19 protein-coding genes are annotated in these 19,628 nt (G+C 46.6%); 6 read left to right on the forward strand and 13 right to left on the reverse strand.

Annotation, left to right across the window (positions count from 1 at the left end; all coding sequences use genetic code 11):
- Positions 1-141 precede the first annotated feature (141 nt).
- The 3 genes from dnm_RS03560 to dnm_RS03570 form a co-directional block, all read right to left on the reverse strand.
- Positions 142-699 carry a class I SAM-dependent methyltransferase gene (locus dnm_RS03560; protein WP_207681343.1) on the reverse strand — a complete coding sequence of 186 codons (558 nt, stop codon included), beginning with the start codon at positions 697-699 and terminating at the stop codon, positions 142-144.
- Positions 700-727: 28 nt separating this feature from the next.
- Positions 728-1,876, reverse strand: a complete 1,149-nt coding sequence (locus dnm_RS03565) for a lysozyme (RefSeq protein WP_207681344.1) — start codon at positions 1,874-1,876, stop codon at positions 728-730.
- Between the two features lie 227 nt (positions 1,877-2,103).
- Complete coding sequence (locus dnm_RS03570) at positions 2,104-2,523, reverse strand: HIT family protein (protein WP_207681345.1); 420 nt, start codon at positions 2,521-2,523, stop codon at positions 2,104-2,106.
- Between the two features lie 1,390 nt (positions 2,524-3,913).
- Between dnm_RS03570 and dnm_RS03575 the strand changes: the two genes are divergently transcribed.
- The 6 genes from dnm_RS03575 to dnm_RS03600 all read left to right on the forward strand — a co-directional run bounded on the left by dnm_RS03575 (position 3,914) and on the right by dnm_RS03600 (position 10,962).
- Complete coding sequence (locus dnm_RS03575; RefSeq protein WP_207681346.1) at positions 3,914-4,069, forward strand: hypothetical protein; 156 nt, start codon at positions 3,914-3,916, stop codon at positions 4,067-4,069.
- Positions 4,066-5,280, forward strand: a complete 1,215-nt coding sequence (locus tag dnm_RS03580) for a trimethylamine methyltransferase family protein (RefSeq protein WP_207681347.1) — start codon at positions 4,066-4,068, stop codon at positions 5,278-5,280. Before dnm_RS03575 ends, dnm_RS03580 begins: the two co-directional genes overlap by 4 nt.
- Before the next feature lie 122 nt (positions 5,281-5,402).
- Positions 5,403-7,019 carry an asparagine synthase B gene (gene asnB / locus dnm_RS03585; RefSeq protein WP_207681348.1) on the forward strand — a complete coding sequence of 539 codons (1,617 nt, stop codon included), beginning with the start codon at positions 5,403-5,405 and terminating at the stop codon, positions 7,017-7,019.
- Between the two features lie 546 nt (positions 7,020-7,565).
- Complete coding sequence (locus tag dnm_RS03590; protein WP_207681349.1) at positions 7,566-8,477, forward strand: MBL fold metallo-hydrolase; 912 nt, start codon at positions 7,566-7,568, stop codon at positions 8,475-8,477.
- Between the two features lie 333 nt (positions 8,478-8,810).
- Entirely contained in the window at positions 8,811-9,983 is a 1,173-nt protein-coding gene (locus tag dnm_RS03595) for a trimethylamine methyltransferase family protein (RefSeq protein ID WP_207681350.1), read from the forward strand.
- Between the two features lie 31 nt (positions 9,984-10,014).
- A complete protein-coding gene (locus dnm_RS03600) occupies positions 10,015-10,962 on the forward strand; it encodes a nitrilase-related carbon-nitrogen hydrolase (RefSeq protein WP_246556184.1) in 948 nt (315 codons plus the stop codon).
- Between the two features lie 67 nt (positions 10,963-11,029).
- Here dnm_RS03600 and dnm_RS03605 read toward each other — a convergent pair whose 3' ends face one another.
- The 10 genes from dnm_RS03605 to dnm_RS03650 all read right to left on the reverse strand — a co-directional run bounded on the left by dnm_RS03605 (position 11,030) and on the right by dnm_RS03650 (position 19,581).
- Entirely contained in the window at positions 11,030-11,716 is a 687-nt protein-coding gene (locus tag dnm_RS03605) for an oxidoreductase (protein WP_207681351.1), read from the reverse strand.
- 323 nt (positions 11,717-12,039) lie between these two features.
- The gene (locus tag dnm_RS03610) at positions 12,040-12,405 is read right to left on the reverse strand and encodes an Rpn family recombination-promoting nuclease/putative transposase (RefSeq protein ID WP_207681352.1); all 366 of its coding nucleotides are present in this window, start codon (positions 12,403-12,405) and stop codon (positions 12,040-12,042) included.
- Positions 12,406-12,414: 9 nt separating this feature from the next.
- Positions 12,415-13,272 (reverse strand): Rpn family recombination-promoting nuclease/putative transposase, encoded by an 858-nt coding sequence (locus dnm_RS03615; protein WP_207681353.1) that lies wholly within the window; start codon positions 13,270-13,272, stop codon positions 12,415-12,417.
- A gap of 100 nt (positions 13,273-13,372) precedes the next feature.
- Entirely contained in the window at positions 13,373-13,849 is a 477-nt protein-coding gene (locus dnm_RS03620; protein WP_207681354.1) for a Uma2 family endonuclease, read from the reverse strand.
- Positions 13,850-13,954: 105 nt separating this feature from the next.
- On the reverse strand, positions 13,955-14,251 hold the full coding sequence (locus tag dnm_RS03625; RefSeq protein ID WP_207681355.1) for a winged helix-turn-helix domain-containing protein: 297 nt from the start codon (positions 14,249-14,251) through the stop codon (positions 13,955-13,957).
- 86 nt (positions 14,252-14,337) lie between these two features.
- Positions 14,338-15,441 carry a class I SAM-dependent methyltransferase gene (locus dnm_RS03630; protein WP_207681356.1) on the reverse strand — a complete coding sequence of 368 codons (1,104 nt, stop codon included), beginning with the start codon at positions 15,439-15,441 and terminating at the stop codon, positions 14,338-14,340.
- 70 nt (positions 15,442-15,511) lie between these two features.
- A complete protein-coding gene (locus dnm_RS03635) occupies positions 15,512-16,147 on the reverse strand; it encodes a hypothetical protein (RefSeq protein ID WP_207681357.1) in 636 nt (211 codons plus the stop codon).
- Entirely contained in the window at positions 16,144-16,494 is a 351-nt protein-coding gene (locus dnm_RS03640) for a hypothetical protein (protein WP_207681358.1), read from the reverse strand. The genes dnm_RS03635 and dnm_RS03640 overlap by 4 nt, the downstream gene beginning before the upstream one ends.
- 219 nt (positions 16,495-16,713) lie before the next feature.
- Positions 16,714-18,870 carry a choice-of-anchor Q domain-containing protein gene (locus dnm_RS03645; RefSeq protein WP_207681359.1) on the reverse strand — a complete coding sequence of 719 codons (2,157 nt, stop codon included), beginning with the start codon at positions 18,868-18,870 and terminating at the stop codon, positions 16,714-16,716.
- 39 nt (positions 18,871-18,909) lie between these two features.
- A complete protein-coding gene (locus dnm_RS03650) occupies positions 18,910-19,581 on the reverse strand; it encodes an NHLP leader peptide family RiPP precursor (RefSeq protein ID WP_207681360.1) in 672 nt (223 codons plus the stop codon).
- Positions 19,582-19,628 lie beyond the last annotated feature (47 nt).

Here is a 19,628-nt window from a genome sequence, read left to right on the forward strand (position 1 = left end):
GTTTCTTCCCCGGGCAGATATTAAAAACTTATGGTTAGGTACTTACTTTGCTCCCCTGAAATCGTGTTGAGGGAAATTTCGGGTTGTTTTCAGCGAAAAATAATTTTTGTTTTATAATGCTCACGCTTTCACAGCTTTCACTCATATTTTCACTGCCACAAGCGACGCCATATGGCAGAAATCTTTTTGATCGTGGATTTTTGTTTCCTGATAGAAAAGAATTTTCATGGACAAAAAAGCATGAAGCAGCTCATTATCCCGTAACAGATAATCCCGGCAGGAGGGACGGCAATAATCTTCTCCGGTCCCTTCCAAATAGCTCTCAAAAATCAGGATTCCCCCGGTGACAAGGCCCTCCCGGATATAGGGGAAGAGCCGCCTGTTCAGAAACCGGGTATTGACAATAAGACTGTACCGTTCTCTGGGAATCTCAAAGGTATCGAGATCAGCACAGATAGCATGAACCCGGGAATGACACCTGGAAAATGTTTTCAATGCCACATCTGAAATATCCACAGCATCCACGGAAAAGCCTTTTTCCGCTAAAAAAAGTGAATTTTTTCCTGTGCCCGCGGCAATATCGAGGGTTCTTCCTTTGGGAGCCAGTCTGTAAAATTGTTCTATAATTTTAGAAGGTTTTACAGAAGTTGTTTCTTTATTTTTGTATTTTTCATTCCATCTTATGCGATCTTTTTGCATTGTTGCTCCTGTAATTTACGTGAACTTTTCACTGCCCTGCCAATTGTTCTTGCGTTAGCAGCGTGTAACTGAATATCGGCCCCCATTCGTATTCGGCTAAGTTACAGATATCCATCAGCCGGGCAAAACAGCGAGGATCCGCGATGACTTGACAACCAGCGCTCCACTTCTCCACTTTTACAGAGCGATGGTCTGTTGAAGCTCTGTGGATATTGATACCAAAAAGCCCTCTTTGTATAGTGTCCGGCATCATATCCAGGACATCATCTTTGTTATTATCCCGATAAACTTTTATTGGCTTACACTGTACCAGCGCTTCATACTTATTTCGGTGCAAACCAATCTGATAACTGGAACGGTATTGGTCTGGAACAAGAATGGCAGTCCCGCTCACGTTGAGCGGCTGATTTAACCAATAGGTTCCGGGGTCGGTTGTGGCATTCCAAATGTGAAACTCCCAGCCGCCTGTATCCCAATTCATCCAGAAAACACCGATCCAGTCGTCGAATGCGCCTGCTCTGATATTCGCAGCGCGGACACCGAATATGTTTAAATCATAATTTCGTTTATGACCTGTACGATCCTTTCCACGGAAGATCTTATAACCCAACCTGCGCATTGTATTCGTTATCTGCTCTATCGTTGGCACCGCTGGGTCGTCATGAGGATCCGCATTTTCAACCCGTTGGGGCATTGCAACACTGCCCTCGGCACTGTCTGCCTTGTCCGGCGTAAGCCAAAGTTCAGCTTCGGCAGCACGCCGACGTACCAACCCGCGCATTGTTTTTTTCTCTTTCGTGACAGGGTCGGTTATTTTTACCCAGCGAGCCAGCTCAGAGGGAACAGCCCCATAATTACCGGCATTCAGCTTTCTTTTTAGCGTGCTGCTCTGCAAATTGCCAGCCCCGACATTGAAAACAAAGCTGACCAAAGCAGAGAATTGGTTGCTTGTCAGCGGGACAGTAATCAAACGCTCCACATGGGTAACTGATTCCGCTAAATCCTGTCTGAGCACTGCCTCAGCTTCTTCTTTCGTCATTGTCTGGCCCGGGCTTACGCCGCCAGTATGACCGTAGCCGATAGTCAGAACACCAGCCGGACAAAGATAAGCTTCCGGTGAAAATCCTTCAAACTTCTTTACAAGATTCAAGCCAGCATTATTGATTGACCGACTCATGCTCACCTCCGTTACTAAGAGGGGGACTTTCCAACCCCATATGCATCAGGCTAAGATCGTAACTCATTGTTTTTATTAATCCGTGATCTGCCGGACGGGGTTTGCAACCCCGTCCGAAATATTTTCCGACCCCCGAAAACAAACGTTTCGGACGGGGTTGCAAACCCCGTCCGGCAGTCGGCAGTCGTTACTAATGAGGGGGGACTTTCCAACCCCCCTCTTATATATCACTTTATAGCTGATGCCAGCTTTTCCGCGGTCTGCCTGATAGCCTCCATATCACCTGGCCTGAGTTCCCACGCTGTCATGGTTAATTCAGGAGACCCGGGAATATGCGGGATCAGATGGAGGTGGTAGTGCATTACCACCTGATTGACTCCCCGGCCGTTCAGCTGAAGAACAGCTACGCCATCTGGTTTTAATGTCTCTTTTATTGCATGAGCAACTTTTTTAGAGGCCATATGAATCGCATGAAGATCCGCTTCAGAAATTTCCCAGAGGTTTTCAGCATGATTTTTAGGAATGATAAGGGTATGCCCCTCAGAGATAGGATTTACATCTTCAAACGCCAGGACTTTGTCATTTTCATAGACCTTGAAACAGGGAATTTCTCCTTTTATTATTTTACAAAAAATACAATCTTCCATCTTGATTTCTCCTTTCATTCATCAATGTTGCTGATCATTTTTTTGAACACAGGGATACCCTCAGAAATTAATATATTATCGAACGAGATAAAAATTAAATCAAGGTATTTTTTGAGAAATTCCTCTTGTTAAAGATACCTGCGGTCCTTTATTAAGTTTTTCCTCCCAAGCCGTTTTTCAGATATTATAATGCAATAAATTCAAATTTTTATTCTTTTTTTTAAGCTTTTTCTGAGAACAAATCTTATTAGCTGCTGTCTTTCGAGATATTTCATATCAGTTCCCAAACCGGGTCAGCGGTGTGCAGGCGGAGCATTCTCTATTTTTTTTAAGCGCATCTGAGTATCAAATTTTTTTCTTGTCAGGGCCACAGATGTTTTTTTAAATTGAAGCAAAAAACGTGCCAAAAAATAAAGGGAAATAACAGGAAATGAATTTAAGCTTGACAAAAAGAAAAAAAATTGATTAATAATAAAATTATTTTTAATACAAAATATTATTCATACGAATTAAAGACTAAAAATAAAAATACAGATTCAAATAGTTGCAAAAATATTGATTGATAATTTGATTTTAATCTTTTGTTTTTATTGCTTATTGCTTATTCAGTCCATAACTATTTGATTTGAATTTGAATGCTGATAAAGCCTACCTCCTTGATATTTTAGCAAATTAAAAATTTATCGAAAAAAATAACAAATAAATCCTTTGTGCAGAATAAAAATACTTTTTTGACACGAAATAAAATTACTTTCTTCACATAATATTATTTAAACCATCTGAAGATATGGTATTCCAATTTTTTGGGGGGTTACGGTTACGGACTTAATCTTTATAACTATCTGAATCAGATTGAAAAATTGGGCAATACCCAATTGTAAAAGTCCTTAAAGAGCGTGTTAAAATTTGTCCCTTCAGTCAGGGTTTCACCGCTGGCTGTAAAATTGCCCTTTCAGGGCTTTCCCCGAAAGTTTATTTGCGGGACGGGGTTAAATCCTGTCCGGCAAAAGTCCGGCAAAAATGATTATTGTCTTGTTTTTCCGCAAATTCATATTCGGAGTATTCGGCATATCTGATGAAAAACATATACGATCTCTTTCAATGGATAATCCGTGTAATGATGCGGAAAATAAGATTGTACAGCACGAAGAATTTAAGCTTTGCTCTTCGGATGGTCTTTTTCTTAAAATCTGTACTTCAGAAAATGAACTTTCTGATAAACGGCCATGAACTGCCGGTCACAACGAACGATGAAAGTTTTACAGTTTTTCCTAACACTTAACACCTGACACCTGACACTTTCATATAAATATTCAGGAGTCAGAATGAAAAGAATGGCAGGAAGTCAGGACACCTTTCGAAAGATTAAAAAAGAGGCAGAACAAACATTATGATTGAATTGGAACTATTTGAAAAAATAGCATTTAATGCTATTTTGGAACAAGCTGTGAATGAAAATGAAGGAATTTATGATGGCTTGAAAGAACAACCCGCTGTGAGCCAATGGGTAAAACAGGCCGTTAAGGTGTTAAGGAGGGGCGAATGAATCCGCAGCAGGTAGAGAAATCAACAGCATCACTGGGTAAAAACACCGTTGAAATGCTTATGCAGGTTCATCAGGATGCCTTATGGATTTTGGAAAATCTCGGAGTCGGCTGCAAACAGCCGGACATGCAGAAAGTCTTCCAGAAATTCGCTGACGAAGGACTTGCGGTTGTCCATGAAAACAGGATATATGTTACTTCAGAATTAGTTGAACGATGCCTGAAGACCACTCCGGGGCTTGATGATTTCTTCGTTCCCATGAGCAGCTTTTTCATCGGCGGAACTGCCCCATATGTTTATGACGACAAAGCCGCGCAGGGCGGTCTGACCCCTACGTCCGGGCATGTCATTCGGATTGCCCAGATCGCTCAGGCCAATAAAATCGTTGGCGGAATGGGACGAGGCGTAAAACTCAAGAGCGAAGTCCAGCAAATGAATATAATGATCGAGAATTGCGACAAGCCGCTTTATTTTGCAGTGACTTCTGACGACGCACTCGAGAGGGCAAAGGAAATATACGAGACAAGAAAGAACATCATGATCGTATTCTGCCTGACCCGTCCCCCGCTGGAAGTGAATGAAAATTTTTCAGATCATTTTGTCAAAGTGGTCAGAGCAGGACTGCCGGTTTTTATTTCAGCCATGCCCATGGCCGGCATCAGCGCACCTTATTGTTACAACGGCGTGCTGGCCATGACTCACGCCGAGGTGCTGTACGGTATCTGCGCCGCACAATTGCTGAATCCGGGCGTCATCTGCGTCCATGCAGGATATCCCACTATCGCGGATCCCCGGATTGAGTACAATCCCAATTATGGGCTGATCAGCCACAATTTTTTAAATCTCCTGATGACGCATCTGAATCTCATGCTGGACCTGCCTTCGTTCCAAAGTGCCGGAGCCACGCATGAGGAGCATCTCACGGATCGCGCTTATGCGGATGCCAAAATGGGACAGGCCCTGTGCGTAAAATACGGATTTCATATGATTCGGCATCCCTTTTCTTTTCTCCGCTACCTCATTGATTTCTCTATCGAAAAGCTGGAAAAAGCCATCCGAATTGCCGAGGAAGTCACTGCGGATGATGCGCCTGAAGTGGAAACGCCCGTATATGACGAAAGAGGAATGGAATCTGTCCGAAATATCGGCCTGGGGATGTATATGGATGATCCGCTTACCACAGCCAATTTTGGTAAGATTTTCGTTGATTGAGGTTTGAAACTTGAAATAGGTGGAAACCCGTTTTTTCAAAAAAAAGGGGTTTCTCAGGACAATCGTTCGGACAGCCTTCGAACCATTGTATTCGTTTTTAACAGATTCAAAAGGAGTAATTCATGTGTGGTTTAGCAGGATGTTTCGGAGTTAAGGATGAGCAAACAATTAATCGTATGCTGGATGATCTCGGACATCGGGGACCCAATGACCGTGGGATATTCTCTAATGAAAATCTCGTATTAGGTCATACCCGCCTGTCTATTGTGGATGTGGCTCAGGGGCATCAGCCTATTCTTTCGGATGACGGACGCAAAGGGATCGTCTGCAATGGTGAAATTTATAATTTTCGTAAACTTCGAAGCGGGCTTTTCCCTCAATACCGCTTTAACACCCAATCCGATACTGAAGTTATTTTGCATCTGTATCAGGAAAAAGGACCTGACTGCGTAAAGGATTTGGACGGCATGTTTGCTTTTGCCCTGTTTGACGGCGAAGATTATATGCTGGCAAGAGATCCCATCGGCATCAAACCCCTTTATTACGGATACCAGGGGGAAAACCTTTATTTCAGCTCCGAACTGGGTGCCATGACCATCGCGGGGGTAGATGAAGTGCATGAATTTCCGGCCGGTCATTACTATACACCCAAAGAAGGGTTTGTGAAATATTACCGAATTCCGGAAATTCAAGATCATTTGCTTACCGATATCGAAGAAACCCGGGAACTGATTCGGGAAACATTTATCCGGTCAGTGAAAAAGCGTCTGCTCGCGGATCCGGAAATTCCGGTGGGATCATTCTGCAGCGGCGGATTGGACAGCAGCCTGGTCGCAGCCATCGCCGCGGATGAAATACCCAATCTTCATACGTTTGTCGTGGGGATGAGAGATAATGACGGAGAGTTAAGCGATGATGTCAAGGCTGCCCGTATAGCGTCCAAACATATCGGCTCCACCCATCACGAACTCCTTTTTACAGAAGCTGAGTATTACGACGCCCTGCCCATTGTCATTAAAAAACTGGAGAGCTATGATCCGTCCCTGGTGCGTTGTGCGATTCCCTGTTATTTCACCTGCAAGCTGGCTGCGGATTACGTTACCGTCGTGCTGACCGGAGAAGGCGCGGATGAGCTTTTCACCGGCTATCATTACATGAAACATTTCCCTTTGGACAAACTCAATCTGGAAGCCAGGCGGTGCATCGGAAACCTTCATAATATCAACCTCCAGCGGGCCGACCGGATGGGGATGTACTTTAACTTGGAGCTTCGGGTCCCCTTTTTGGATGTTGAAATGGTGGATATCTCCATGAAGATTCCCCATGATCTCAAAATCCGCGAGCATAACGGCGCGAAGATCGAAAAATGGATCCTTCGGAAAGCCTTTGAAGACACAAATTATCTCCCTGATGAAATTTTGTGGCGGTACAAGGTTCAATATACCCAGGGAGCCGGCTGCGAGAGTCTGGGAGAGACGCTGGCGGAAAATGCCATGAGTCAGGAAGAATATGAGCGCATCAAGGCTGAGAACCCTCTGGCAACCATCAACAGCAGAGAAGCGGCATATTACTTCAAGATATTCCGTGAGTTTTATCCCCAGAATTCCATTCTCGGCTCCATCGGCATATGGACCGGATTTGATTTCGCAGAAGAAAGAGAGCGGGTTCGGGGAACTGTGGACGGGGATCTGAAGCATAACCACGAAGAGGAAGAAGAAGAAGAGTGTATGGTGGCGTAATCTTTTGAAGCAGGAAATTTGAAATTCGGTTACAAGTTTCCGCAATAAGAGAATTCTCCAACATTCAGCAGATCGAAAAGTTTCCGGGCTGTTCGCTGCACAGCGAAGAAACCCGGCTTTTTCCCCGGACGCAGTGTCCCCTGTCGGAAAAAGCCGTGTTTCTTCCCTGTCCGTCCTGTTTGCTCCGCTAGGGCATGAAAATTTTTTTGATTGACATTAATATGCCTGACTCCCCCGCGGTCCCGGGGGGAATCAGGACCTCCTGCCACGGGAATCCCCTCTGAGGGAGGTGCGGGGGAGCGTCCCTGCATGGGCATCAGATTATGTCCCCCGGGAATTCGCTGCAGGACGGGGTTTGCAACCCCGTCCGAAACGTTTACGGGCGGCGATCCGGAAAATATTCCGGACGGGGTTGCAAACCCCGTCCTGCAAAATGAATCAGGACCTCCTGCCACGGGAATCCCCTCTGAGGGAGGTGCGGGGGAGTGTCCCTGCATGGACAGCAGATGATGTCCCACCGGGAACTCCCTGATCAAATTTCAAATTATGAAAATTACGATCCTCGGCTCCGGTGGTTGCACCGTGATCCCTAAACCCTGTTGCGACTGCCAGGTCTGCAAACAGGCAAGGCAAAAAGGCCATCCATATGAACGGACAGGCCCGGCCCTCTTTATCCATGATATAAACCTTCTGATTGACACGCCCGCGGAAATCGCCTGCCAGCTGAATCGGTCAGAAATCGCAAGTGTTGATTATCTGCTCTTCACGCATCTGGATCCGGACCACGTCGAAGGCTTTCGGGTGGTGGAACAGATAACCCTGGATTTTCGCACTTGGGAAGCCTACCCGGAAAAACAGATAAATCTGATTTTGCCCGAATATCTGCATGATCGTCTGAAGAATATTCAGACTGCCTATGGCCCGGTGATCGAATTTTATGAAAACCAGGGGTTTGTCAGATCTGTTTCTTTTGAAGACCATATCGTGATCGGAGATATTCAGATTACGGCCATCCCCGTGGACCGGGGCAGTCAGACCGTTTTTATATATGTGTTTGAGCAAAAAAATGCCAGAGCTGTTTACGCCCCATGTGACATCCGGCCATTTCCTGAACACAGAGCAGAGGTTCGGAAAGCTGATTTTTTGGTGATTCAGCCGGGGATTTTTGAGGAAGGGTTAAAACATGGGTTTGTCTATCCTGATGATCATATATCCAGGACCACTTTATATACTTTTGAAGAGACATTGGCTCTGGCAAAACGAATTCAGGCTGGCCGGATTTTGTTTGTCCATCTTGAGGAATACTGGAACAGAAGCTATGATGACTATCTCCTCCTGGAAAAAAAATTCCCTAATGTCCGATTTGCGTATGACGGACTGACATTTGAAACTGGAAACTGGAAACTTGAAACTGGAAACTGGAAACTGGAAACTGGAAACTTGAAACTGGAAACTTGAAACTGGAAACTGGAAACTGGAAACTGGAAACTGGAAACTGGAAACTTGAAAGTTGGAATTTGAAATTTGAAATTTGAGACTTGGACCTTTCAGAGGGGGGGCTGTTTCTCGATGATCAAGTTTTTTGACTTGGTTCGAACAAAAAGCTTGTCATTCCTGCGAAAGCAGGAATCCATTTTTGGCAGGTGTGGCGATTCCGGAAGCTGCGGATTCCTGGTTTTGCAGACTTCGGCGTGAGCTCAGTCGAACGGAATGACATAAAAAAAACTTGATTATCGAGTGTTTATAATTTTGATTTCTTAACTCTTGACATTTTATGAAAAGGTGAAGATAATGATTTTTGAAGATGATGATTTTCTGGAAAAAATACACTTGGACGCGTTGCGGGTTCTGGAAGAGGTCGGCGTCAAATGTGAATCTGCCGAACTAAGACAGATTTTTGAGAATACAGGGCTTGCCGCGTATGATGAAACAAATGCTCATATTCATGTGCTTTCTCCGCTGGTTGAGCAGGCCCTTGAGATGACCCCCAAACGGGACAAGTTTTTTATTCCTGAAAACTCATTCGGGGTGGGAGGAACAGCCCCTTTTGTATATGATGATCTGACCGGAGAACTGGTGATGCCGACGTTTGAACATATCGCCAGAATTGCAAAAATTGTCAATGACGCAGATGTGGTTCAGTTTATGGCCAGAGGTGTCCTTGTCCCTAAGCAGGAAGTCAAGGTTATGGACACCATTATCGAACACTGTGACAAACCCATCTATGTGGCCACACTGAGTGAGGAAGGAATTTCCAGAGCCAAAGAAATCCATGAGACCAGAGGGAATATCACGGTTCAGTTCTCCATTATCAACAGTCCGTTAAATATCATTGAGACCATGGTGGACCCTTTTCTTTCATGTGTGAGAAAGGGAATTCCGACTTATGTCTCCACCATGCCCATGGCAGGGCTTTCCGGGCCTTACAGTATGTCAGGGCTTCTGACGCTGACGCATGCCGAGGCATTGTTCGGAATCACATTGGCTCAGTTGGTGAACCCGGGGGTCATGGTGGTGCATGCGGGACTTCCCTCGGTCGCGAGCATAGAGAAAAAATATGCGGTGGATCTGGGTCTGATATCCCATAATGTTGCCAATCTTCTTATGGAAAAGGTGAACAAACGACTTGATATTCCCTCGGTTCAGACGGCCTGCACCACGAGTCAGGAACACCCGAATAAGATATCGGAAGAAGAGGCCATCAGAGGGTACGCCATGATGAAACAATATGGTTTTCACCAGATGCGCCACGCTTTCGGATTTTTAAAAGAACTGGTATCGTTTTCCATTGCAAAATTGGAAAGACATATCCAATTATGTCAGGAAACAGGCCCGGAACCTTGTTCAGAGACAGTTGAATTTGACCCTGAAGGGTTTGAGGTCATCGCTCGAAACAGCAGCAATCCGGATTATATGCGGGATGAACACACATTGAAAAATACGGGAAAAGCGTTTCTGAATTAGAATCATATGAAAAAAGAGTGAGATTTAAGAAGTGATAAAAGTTTCGATTTATCAGACAAGCCCTGTGTTGCTGGATGTCAAAACCAATTTGGAAGAGGTTATTTTAAAAATTAATCGGGGCAGGGAAAAAGGCATCCACCTGAATGTGTTTCCTGAGATGGCTCTGACAGGTTATTTTGTCGGTCCCGAATATCATGAGGCGGCTCTCAGACTTGATTCGCGGGAAATCAGATCCCTGGTGTCCGCGACCCGGGGAACAGCGGCCGTTGTCGGCTTTATCGAGGAGTCTCCGTCAATGAATTTTTATAATTCCGCTCTTGTGGCGGTTGACGGTGAGATTCTGTTTGCTTATCGGAAACTCAATTTGCCCAATTACGGAGTTTTTGAGGAGCGAAAATACTTTGCCAATGGAAAGCATGTCCGTGTATTTAAATTTCACGACATGACAATTTCAGTTTTTATTTGTAATGACATGTGGCATCCGGCTTTGCCATATCTCGGGGTATGCCAGAAGGCAGATGTTTTTATTTCCATTTTTAACTCCTCGGAAACTTCAATGTCACCTGAATTTAGTAATATCGAAAGCTGGGAGATCATTAACAAATTCTATTCCCGTATTTTTGGTATTTATAATATATGTGCGAACCGTGTGGGCGAGGAAATGATTCCGGAAAAAAGAAATGCTTCTGAGTCAGAAACCGAAAAAAAACCTTCATGTGCGAAATCCTGCGACGCGGTTCGGGGAGAGAAGTATAAATTCTGGGGCGGCAGTGAGATCATCAATCCTTTTGGTCAGCGAATTTATAAAGCCGCATATTACCGACCTGATGAAATTATCGGAGACCTGGATAAGGACATACTCCGGCGAAAAAAAATCATGCTTCCTTACCTGAGAAATGATGATCCCTATTTTACAGATCGTGAACTTCATCGTATTTTGTATGGTGCCAATTCAGATTTCCAGACAGAGGATGAATGAATATTTTTGCAAATCTGACTGACTCAGAAAATTAACTTGCAATCATTGGGTCAGTTTTGTGATTTTTTCAGAAAATCACAAAATTGCCCCGATTTTCTTTCGCAATGGCCTGTATCTCATCCGATTCAATGATACGAACACCTGCCTGATCTTTCCGGGCAACCTGCAAGACAGCATCCGCCACTGCACCGCCATGAACCGGTTTATATCTTTCCGATATGGCAAATGAGATGAATCTGTTGAGAAATTTGCCTATTTCCTCTCCGAGACGAAAATTCTCACGCTCCCCCAGCAGCAATGAGGGGCGGAAAATACTGACGCTCCTGTAATTCAGCTTTTGAATGGCGGCTTCCAATTCCCCTTTGACTCGATTGTAAAAGAACGGGGATTTCGGGTTTGCCCCGTTTGCCGATACAACAAGAAAATGACTGGCTCTGTTTTGTTGAGCAATACTTGCGATGCGATGCGGATAAGTAAAGTCAATTTTGTAAAAATTCTCTTTTGTTCCTGCTTTTCTGATGGTCGTGCCCAGCGTGCAAATCACATGATCCGCTTTTATAAGATGCTGATACTTGTCAGCGTGATCAAAATCAATGAGATGTTGCTCTGTTTTCGGATGATTCAAATAATCTGGCAAAGGTCTGCGCGTCAATATGACGATCCGATTATAAAAATCGCTGTTCAGAAGGCGGGTAAGGCATTCTCCGCCTACCAGACCTGTAGCTCCGAGTATCAATACTGTTTTTTTTTCCATGTTTGTGACCTTAAATGCGCTGATATCAGAAGTCTCGGAAGCAATTCCGAGGGTGAAAGCGAAGTCAGGCTGAAGCCAGCTATGATTAGCAGATCGAAAAATTTCCGGCCGGACTGAGCGCGGGACAGCAAAGAAACCCGGCTTTTTTTCCGGACAGGGTGCCTCCCCCGCGGGAAAAAGCCGGGTTTCTCCCCCGTCTGTCGTGTCCGCGCTGTTAGAGCCTGAAAACTTTTCGATCTACTGATGATGAATGAATGTGTTCCTGAGCTTATTTTAGCGGTCATCCGAGAGGTGTCTGAAGTATAAAATCCCGGCAGGTTTATTCATACAGATTCATCAGCCTGATCCGGGTGTTGCAGGCATTCCACCTCGGCCACGGTCAGATCGGTTGCCCGGGCAATCTGTTCAACAGTGAGAACTCCCATTGAGAGCAGATTCAGTGCAATTTTTTTCAGGGCTTTTTTTTCACTTTTTTTTTCGCCTCTTTTTTCCCCTTCTCTGCGAGCTGCGTCCAGGGCGGAGACTTCGTCCTTGAGAGCCTTTTCCCTCATTTCCGCAAGCTGACGCGTCTCCTCATCCGCACTCAGTTTTTTCAGAGCATCATAAGCCCTGTGAATCATGGGATTGGTGCAGTGCGTTTCCATGGTATTTTCCTCCTTTTCATGGTTGAAAAAATAAAGCCATGTCACTCCTGTGAATCATTCAGCCTGCTCTGAGTTCTGAAGGCACTTCACCTCGGCTACGGTCAGATCTGTAGCCCGGGCAATCTGCTCCACTGTGAGAAGTCCTATTGAGAGCAGATTCAGGGCAGTCTTTTTCAGGGCTTTTTTTTCCCCTTCTCTGCGAGCTGCGTCCAGGGCGGAGACTTCGTCCTTGAGAGCCTTTTCCCTCATTTCCGCAAGCTGACGCGTCTCCTCGTCCGCACTCAGTTTTTTCAGAGCATCATAAGCCCTGTGAATCATGGGATTGGTGTAATGCATTTCCATGGTGTCATCCTCCTCATCGGCATGGTTGAAAAAATAAAGCCATTCGAGCAGCTTTTTCTCCTTCCGGCCCGCATAGTCTTTTTTATCGGGCTTCGGAAGCTCGAATATGTGAAGGGAGAGGTCATCTGTCAGCCGGAGTTTCGGATAACGGACATCTCTGAGATCAAAGCGGAAGCGGAAATCATCATGCTTGGGAAAAATTTCGTAATTCAGAAAATGGATACCTATCACCGGTTTCAGCCGGTCGTATTTCTGGCCGGAGTCAAGCTGGTCAGCGTACATTTTGCACAGATAATACAATGCTCTTTCAGGATAGTATGCGTATTTCCGAACCTGCATTTCAATGTCATACTGATTTTCCTGTTCATCACGGGCCAGAATATCCAGGACAATGAATTTTTTGATGATTTCTTCGGGACGGATGACCGGATTCTTTATCTCAACAGACCTGATAAGCTGATGCTCAGGCAGAATCAGAACCGTATTGAGAAGGTCAGTCAGTATTTCCGTGTCCCCGCTGAAAAGCTGCTTAAATACAAGATCAAGTTTCGGACTCAGTAAAAATTTCATAGCGTTTCAAATCTCCCAATACACGGTGCGGTTCCGCGCACTTGCTTCAGCCGAGGGACTGATTCCCCGGGTTTCTTTGTCTTCCAATTCTGTCCGCGTTTCATATTTCAATTTTTTTCGGAAACTCCGGAACCCGCACGGACGCTTCAAGTTCCCCTCCGCTGTTGTGGAAGCTCATATCACCTTCCTGTGTGCAGACCCAGACCTCTTCCGCACCATTTTCAAAATAAAGCTGCTTTTTCTCATTCATTTCCTCATCCGTGTTGCTGTCGGAAAGCACCTCCACACAGATTTCGGGGGCCACGGAGCATTCGGTCTCATACCTGATCTGTTCAAATCGCTCCTGTGATGCCCATACGACATCCGCCACTTTTGTGCCTTTCCGGGTGCTGATGGCACATTCAGGCATGGCCTTCCCTGTTTTTACGAGTGTGCGTAAAAGATATTCAATCTCCCCCTGACACGCGGAATGTACAACTTTGACAGGTGACATGATAATCTGACCTCTTTCATTCAGTTCGATTCTGAAAGGCAAATCTTTCAGATCCGGGTGTTCGCAGACTTGCTGCCAGTTCATGATTATGTCCTTTCATTATCTGTTTCCATGTTGGGCTTCAGTGCGCCTGTGCTGTCACCAGGGGATTGATTCCCTGGATTGATTTACAATGATATTTTTCCAAACTCAGGGATCATTTATCTCCTGCCCCGTGAAACTCGGCAAATGCGGAAATCTTCCTGATTTCCCAATATCCCCCCCTTTGACAGGACCAACTCTTGTCAGCATACCGCATTTTCCGAGCTTTTTTAAGTGGTATTTTACGCCGTCCTCACTGATATTTAACAGTCTGGCAATTTCCTTGCGGGTAATATGCGGGTAGTTTCGGATGATTTCTGCGATTTTCCGGGTAATTTCCGGGTAGCAAGGCGATTTCCAAGAATGAACATACCAGTTTGTAGTTCCGCCTTTAGGCGGTGTCACACCGCCTAAAGGCGGAACTACAAACTGAAAAAATACGCCGGTATGTTCTTTTTCAGGAATCGTCTAACTGATAATGCCCGCTCTGTTTACGATTTGCGACATAAATAATGCAGGTTAAAAGTATCATGTTCCATTTCAATGACCTCCACTTTTTCAAACCCGGCCTCTTTCAGCATTTCCACTGCCTTTTCCTCACCCCACATCATTCCCAGTCCTGTTCCGCGGTTTGCCAGTCCCACAGGCATGCAGTGCATGAGGCTCACGGTGTAGAGAAACGGCCCCATGGGATGGCTTTTGTTTTCTGCCTGATCGGTTTTTGCGGCAATGTCAATCATTGAAAACATGCCTCCGGGAGCAAGCATATGGCGTATTCCCTGCAAAGCAGGCAGCGGCGCTGTCTGGTCATGAATGGAATCAAATGCGGTGATGTAATCAAAATATCCTTCAAATTCAGGGTCATTTTTAAGCATGGCCGCATCCCGGACAATAAACTCAATATTTTTCAGCCCCATATAATCCGCTTCTTTTTTTGCGATCTCAATCACTTCTGATGATATATCCATGCCGACAAATGTGCTTTTGGGAAATGCCTCGGCCATCAGCAGCGAGGCCACGCCTTCGCCGCAGCCCAGATCACAGACACGAATGCCCGTATTCAGGCGGGAAATCAAATTTCCGTCATCCACGGTGGGTAAGAATTTGTCCACAAGCACTTCTCGGTGCTTTGCATCGGCCAGTTCCGTCATAAACGCCTGAAACTTGGGATAACAGGAATAGGGAACTCCGTCTCCGGTTTGAAATCCGTGAATCACCGGTTCCATGGCACTCAGGGTCAGTAAGGGAATCTCCTGGGCATAGACGGCCAAATTGGAATTCCCTGAGCTTCGGGTCAGGATGGCCGCGTGTTCTTTTGGGAGAAAGTATTTGTTTTCTCGGCTTTCCTGCTCCTGGATCACTTCCACGATTTCGCCTGTGATCATAATTCCGAGCCATTCACGGATATAGCGGGCACTCAGACCGGAGTGTTCCGAAATAACGGAGATGGTCTGAGCGGTGTCAAATGTCTCCATAATGTCAAAAAGACCGGTGCGGTAGCCAATTCCCACGGCAAGATTCAATGCGCCGCCATTTAAGATGTCAATCATTTTCTGGGTGAAAGCGTCTTGTTTTTCTGCTGACGTTTCCGACATAACTTTATGTTTCCTTTACAGATTTAGGTGTTAGGTGTTAAGTGTTAGGTGTTAGGATTCACCTGAGCGTTTATCTTGTGAATCTGTCCCTGTTCCCGTCATGAAAAAGGGTTTTTAAAAATTTTTCTCCCATGTTATCCAATATGAGATAGCCAAGTGCATAGCTTTTGTCTGTGTCTTCCATTGGTGATTCAGCGATCTCTGTTGTGCTGTTTATCAGTTCTCTCGCTGTTTCAGGAGAATCAATCTGACTTGAGGCTAATATTGTGGTGACAACATAATCTTTGGTTTTGTAAAAATCTATGTCCGCCATACATTCTTCCACCATTTTTTTTCGTTCCATGGCCCGGTTCCGGTCTATGCTTTTCTCCAGTGTTTCAAGGAATACATTGATGATGAATTCGGGACCGATCGCTGCTTCTTTGCCGTTGATGTTTGCTTTAAGAAATTTTGACCGCATCAGAACCGTGGACCCAAGTCCTGCTGTGAGCGCCGCCTTTAGTTGATCTATTTCTCCGGCTACTCCGAAAATATCCGTTTTGGTGAGAATGTAGAGACAAACACAGGATATAAGAAGATTCACAAAAAGATACAGCAAAGCCGGCCATTTTCTGATGACATCAAACGGCTCATCCTGAAACTTTGTGAAGAGTTCCGCGACCGCCACCAGCAGACTCAGAAAGATGGTGATCAGATAGGCGGTCATACCAGATCCGCTCCTTTCCGTGTCAGTCTGACCCGGTCGTTGCCTGTGTCAAAATCCGGTTCTATCTCTACCAGTTCCTCACTGCTCAGTTGTGCCAGGGCTTCTTGGCAGATATCCAGTTTGAGCCTGGCAGATTTGGCAAGCGCCATAAATGTGAGCGTATAACCTTCTGCCTCTTTTAACGCCCTGAGTACGGATATGGTGGCAGTGGCAGGAGCCCTGATGACCCTTTCCGATTGGATTCGCTGCTCCATTATTTCTGACGACTCGTTCCTGGTGTTTCCATTTTTCTGTCTTTTGAGTTCGTCAAAATAATAGGAAAGGGAAAATTTGACTTGTTTTTCCATAAGTTGCTTCCTTTCTTTTAACTGTTTTGAGTCATTGAGATGTGAAATGACCTTTTCCATCATATCTTGTTGCCAAGGTAAAGCTGACTCTGTTTTTAAAAATCGCGTTTTGTTACTTTTTAAACGGGTTGTGCATAAGAAAAGCATTTTTTATTCGTTGCCCAAATTTTTTTATACACAATCCGTTCGCATAAGCAACTAAAAAAAAGATTACATGGTCTAACGCAGCCCGGAGACTTTCCTCATGATAAAGATGACCTCCGCAAGCCCGATTTTCTGATTTCTGTTCACATCCGCATTCAGGCTGATGGTTCCGGCCTGCATCCCCGCCGCCGCCTTCAGCGCCAGTATTGCATCCTTCAGGTCGATCGTGCCGTTTCCGTCAATGTTTCCGGGTTCCGTGGCGACATATTCGTAAGCGCCGATGTCGGTCTGTTCCCTGCCAAGCCCCCGCTGATCCGAATCCGGGGCTTCGGTGTCCGATCCTGTGTTAATGGCCGGGCTGTCCTCAAGCAGCGCATGGGTGGCGGTGGACCCGCCGTTGTCCTGCAACGGCCCTAGCTTGGGATCGGCCGGCGAGGATGCCGAACCCACGATGTCCCCGCTGACATCGTTCGCAAACCCGGTGCTGTTGGTGCTGTCGCCGATGAGGTTGTTGCCGTCCGAGGTGTACAGGCCTGCCTCATATTCGGACAGATCGTTCCCTGAATCCATGGTGGCAATGTTCTTCGCCACAATGGTGTTTTTCATGGCAACCGGGTCAAATGCGTAAATCCCTCCGCCGTCTTCCGAGGTGTTTCCGGTGACGGTGCAGTTCACAAGCGTGAGATTTGCCGGACTGTCCCCGCCGCCGGAGACGATGCCGCCGCCCGCCATGGAAGCAGTGTTTCCGGATACGGTGCAGTTGGTGAGGATTCCCGTGACAACAGAATCATTCCCGCCGATGCGGACGGCCCCGCCGCCACAGCCTTCCTCATCCGCTTTGTTCCCGGAGAGAGTGCATCCGCTCATCTCAACAGTGGCAGTGGGCTGCCCGCCCTCGTCTATTTCCGCACCGCTGAATATGCCGCCGCCGCCCCAGACACCTGCGGAACTGTTCCTGTCAACGGTGCTGTCCGTCATTTTCAGTGTTGCCGTGCCTCCGTACTGGGAGCCGTTGAACAGGCCGCCGCCGTCGCCTTTGGCAGTGTTGGACAGGAATTTGCTGTTGCTAATCACCGCGTCCGACTTTGCGCCGGCTTTGCCCGCAGTATTCAGAATCGCACCGCCGCCGTAGTAGTGAAAGCAGTCATCGGGATTGGCGGCCTGGCTGCAATTGTACGTGTTGGCGGTGTTCCCGGTGAACGTGCAGCCGGTGACGGTCAGGGTTGAGGAGCCGCTTTCTCCCCATGACTGGTGGCATACAGCGCCGCCGATCTGACCCGACGAATTGCTGGTGAAAACAGCGTCTGCCAGAATTGCCGTAACTGTCCCGCCAGCCTTTGCCATGCTATAAACTGCGCCGCCGCCATAGATTTTACCTTCATTCTCTTCAACATTTTCATAATAGCCCACGGATTTATTCAGCTCAAAGCTGGAACCTGATATGTCAAGGTCTGCAACGGAGCCGGATGTGAATGCCATGTTAAAGATGCCGCCTCCGTTTTTGGCGGTGTTGTCTGACAAATTGCAGTTGGTCAGTTTCACAGATGCAGTTCCATCGGATCCGTTGGATGCGTTGAAGACACCGCCGCCGCTGACTGCCGACGTATTTTGTGAAATCTCGGAACTGATCAAGTCAAGCGAAGCGGTGCTGCCTGCGTCAAAGGCAAGGCTGTAAATGCCAGCGCCGTCCTCCGCGCTGTTTCCGGTGACAGTGCAGTTGCTGGCGGTGAGGCTGCCCTGATAATTCATTATGCCTCCCCCTCCCGTTGCAACCGTGTTCCCCGAAATCGCGCAATTTTCAAGCGTGAGATCGCCCTCGTAATTATATATCCCTCCCCCGGCCTCAGCGTTCCCGCCTGAAATCCTCAGGCCGGAGATGACAACGCCAGCCGCATTGATTCCAAGTACACGGGAAGAGCCATCTCCTTTCAGCGTCAGCAGGCTCTGACCGGGGCCGCTGATGGTCAGGTCTTTATCAATGTAAATATGATTGGTGAGTTCAATGATGCCGGTCACGGAAAAATCAATGACTTCTCCCGTAGCAGCATTGTCCACGGCAAAACGAAGCGAGCCTTGCCCGGAATCGTCCGTGCTTGTCACGGTGGCAGCGAATGCCGCTGATGACAGCAGCAGGAAAACAATGGCATACATCATCGGAACATACAAGCCGGACACAGCAAATCCATGCTTTGCAAGCTTATGATAAATCATGTTTCTTATGGTCATTCTCATAGTAAATTATCCCTTTCCTTATGGGTTCATCAAAAAAAACTAACACCTTTTCGGTTCCCATTTCGGAAAGTCTGGTGTCTTAGTTACTTTATCATGGTAGGATGATGTATCAATAGATACATCACCGCAGTCTTCGCCGCCACTGGATCTGCCTCCGGCAGCCACAACTTCCAGATCATCGTCCGAGAGTTCTCCTGTTTTGTCCGGCTGGTGCGGAAGGACGAGATATTGCTTATCAGAGGTTTCTTCCAGAGTTTTCACTTCCACAACGTCCGGAACGTCAATGTCAAAGGCTCTCTTCAACGCCTTTTTAGGTCCTATTCTGAGTTCCTTTCTGAACTGCTCATCTGCAAAAGCCCTGCGTGTTATCAGATCGGACAGGGAGAACCAGGCCGAAATCCCCGCGGCAAGGACGAGGGTCTTTCCGGCTGCGGCGCAGGCGGTCTTCAGCATGTCCCGGCGGCTCATTTCCTGGTCCGAACCCGGGAAACCGGAATCGTCAGGCCCCTCTCCGGCCCTGGGAATCACCAGATAACGGGTCAGGGCGGTCTCCTCCACCGCCTCGATCCGAACCGATTCCGGAACCGTGTAACCGAACTCCCGTTCAAGTACGCCTTTGGGATTCTCAAGCACAGCGGCTTTGAAGGCATCGTCTGTCCATGCCCTTGTGATCACTTTTTCCATCATTTCCTGAGTCAATGCCGACTTCATCTTAAAACCTCCTTTTGCCAATGGTTGATAAAAAAAAATATTATTTC

The organism is Desulfonema magnum, from assembly GCF_017377395.1.
GTDB lineage: Bacteria > Desulfobacterota > Desulfobacteria > Desulfobacterales > 4be13 > Desulfonema_C > Desulfonema_C magnum.

What these genes read in the sequence shown, in the direction of transcription:
- dnm_RS03560 (WP_207681343.1), bottom strand. Translation starts at nt 699, where the DNA reads ATGCAAAAAGATCGCATAAGATGGAATGAAAAATACAAAAATAAAGAA.
- dnm_RS03565 (WP_207681344.1), bottom strand. Translation starts at nt 1,876, where the DNA reads ATGAGTCGGTCAATCAATAATGCTGGCTTGAATCTTGTAAAGAAGTTT.
- dnm_RS03570 (WP_207681345.1), bottom strand. Translation starts at nt 2,523, where the DNA reads ATGGAAGATTGTATTTTTTGTAAAATAATAAAAGGAGAAATTCCCTGT.
- dnm_RS03575 (WP_207681346.1), top strand. Translation starts at nt 3,914, where the DNA reads ATGATTGAATTGGAACTATTTGAAAAAATAGCATTTAATGCTATTTTG.
- dnm_RS03580 (WP_207681347.1), top strand. Translation starts at nt 4,066, where the DNA reads ATGAATCCGCAGCAGGTAGAGAAATCAACAGCATCACTGGGTAAAAAC.
- asnB (WP_207681348.1), top strand. Translation starts at nt 5,403, where the DNA reads ATGTGTGGTTTAGCAGGATGTTTCGGAGTTAAGGATGAGCAAACAATT.
- dnm_RS03590 (WP_207681349.1), top strand. Translation starts at nt 7,566, where the DNA reads ATGAAAATTACGATCCTCGGCTCCGGTGGTTGCACCGTGATCCCTAAA.
- dnm_RS03595 (WP_207681350.1), top strand. Translation starts at nt 8,811, where the DNA reads ATGATTTTTGAAGATGATGATTTTCTGGAAAAAATACACTTGGACGCG.
- dnm_RS03605 (WP_207681351.1), bottom strand. Translation starts at nt 11,716, where the DNA reads ATGGAAAAAAAAACAGTATTGATACTCGGAGCTACAGGTCTGGTAGGC.
- dnm_RS03615 (WP_207681353.1), bottom strand. Translation starts at nt 13,272, where the DNA reads ATGAAATTTTTACTGAGTCCGAAACTTGATCTTGTATTTAAGCAGCTT.
- dnm_RS03620 (WP_207681354.1), bottom strand. Translation starts at nt 13,849, where the DNA reads ATGAACTGGCAGCAAGTCTGCGAACACCCGGATCTGAAAGATTTGCCT.
- dnm_RS03630 (WP_207681356.1), bottom strand. Translation starts at nt 15,441, where the DNA reads ATGTCGGAAACGTCAGCAGAAAAACAAGACGCTTTCACCCAGAAAATG.
- dnm_RS03635 (WP_207681357.1), bottom strand. Translation starts at nt 16,147, where the DNA reads ATGACCGCCTATCTGATCACCATCTTTCTGAGTCTGCTGGTGGCGGTC.
- dnm_RS03640 (WP_207681358.1), bottom strand. Translation starts at nt 16,494, where the DNA reads ATGGAAAAACAAGTCAAATTTTCCCTTTCCTATTATTTTGACGAACTC.
- dnm_RS03645 (WP_207681359.1), bottom strand. Translation starts at nt 18,870, where the DNA reads ATGAGAATGACCATAAGAAACATGATTTATCATAAGCTTGCAAAGCAT.
- dnm_RS03650 (WP_207681360.1), bottom strand. Translation starts at nt 19,581, where the DNA reads ATGAAGTCGGCATTGACTCAGGAAATGATGGAAAAAGTGATCACAAGG.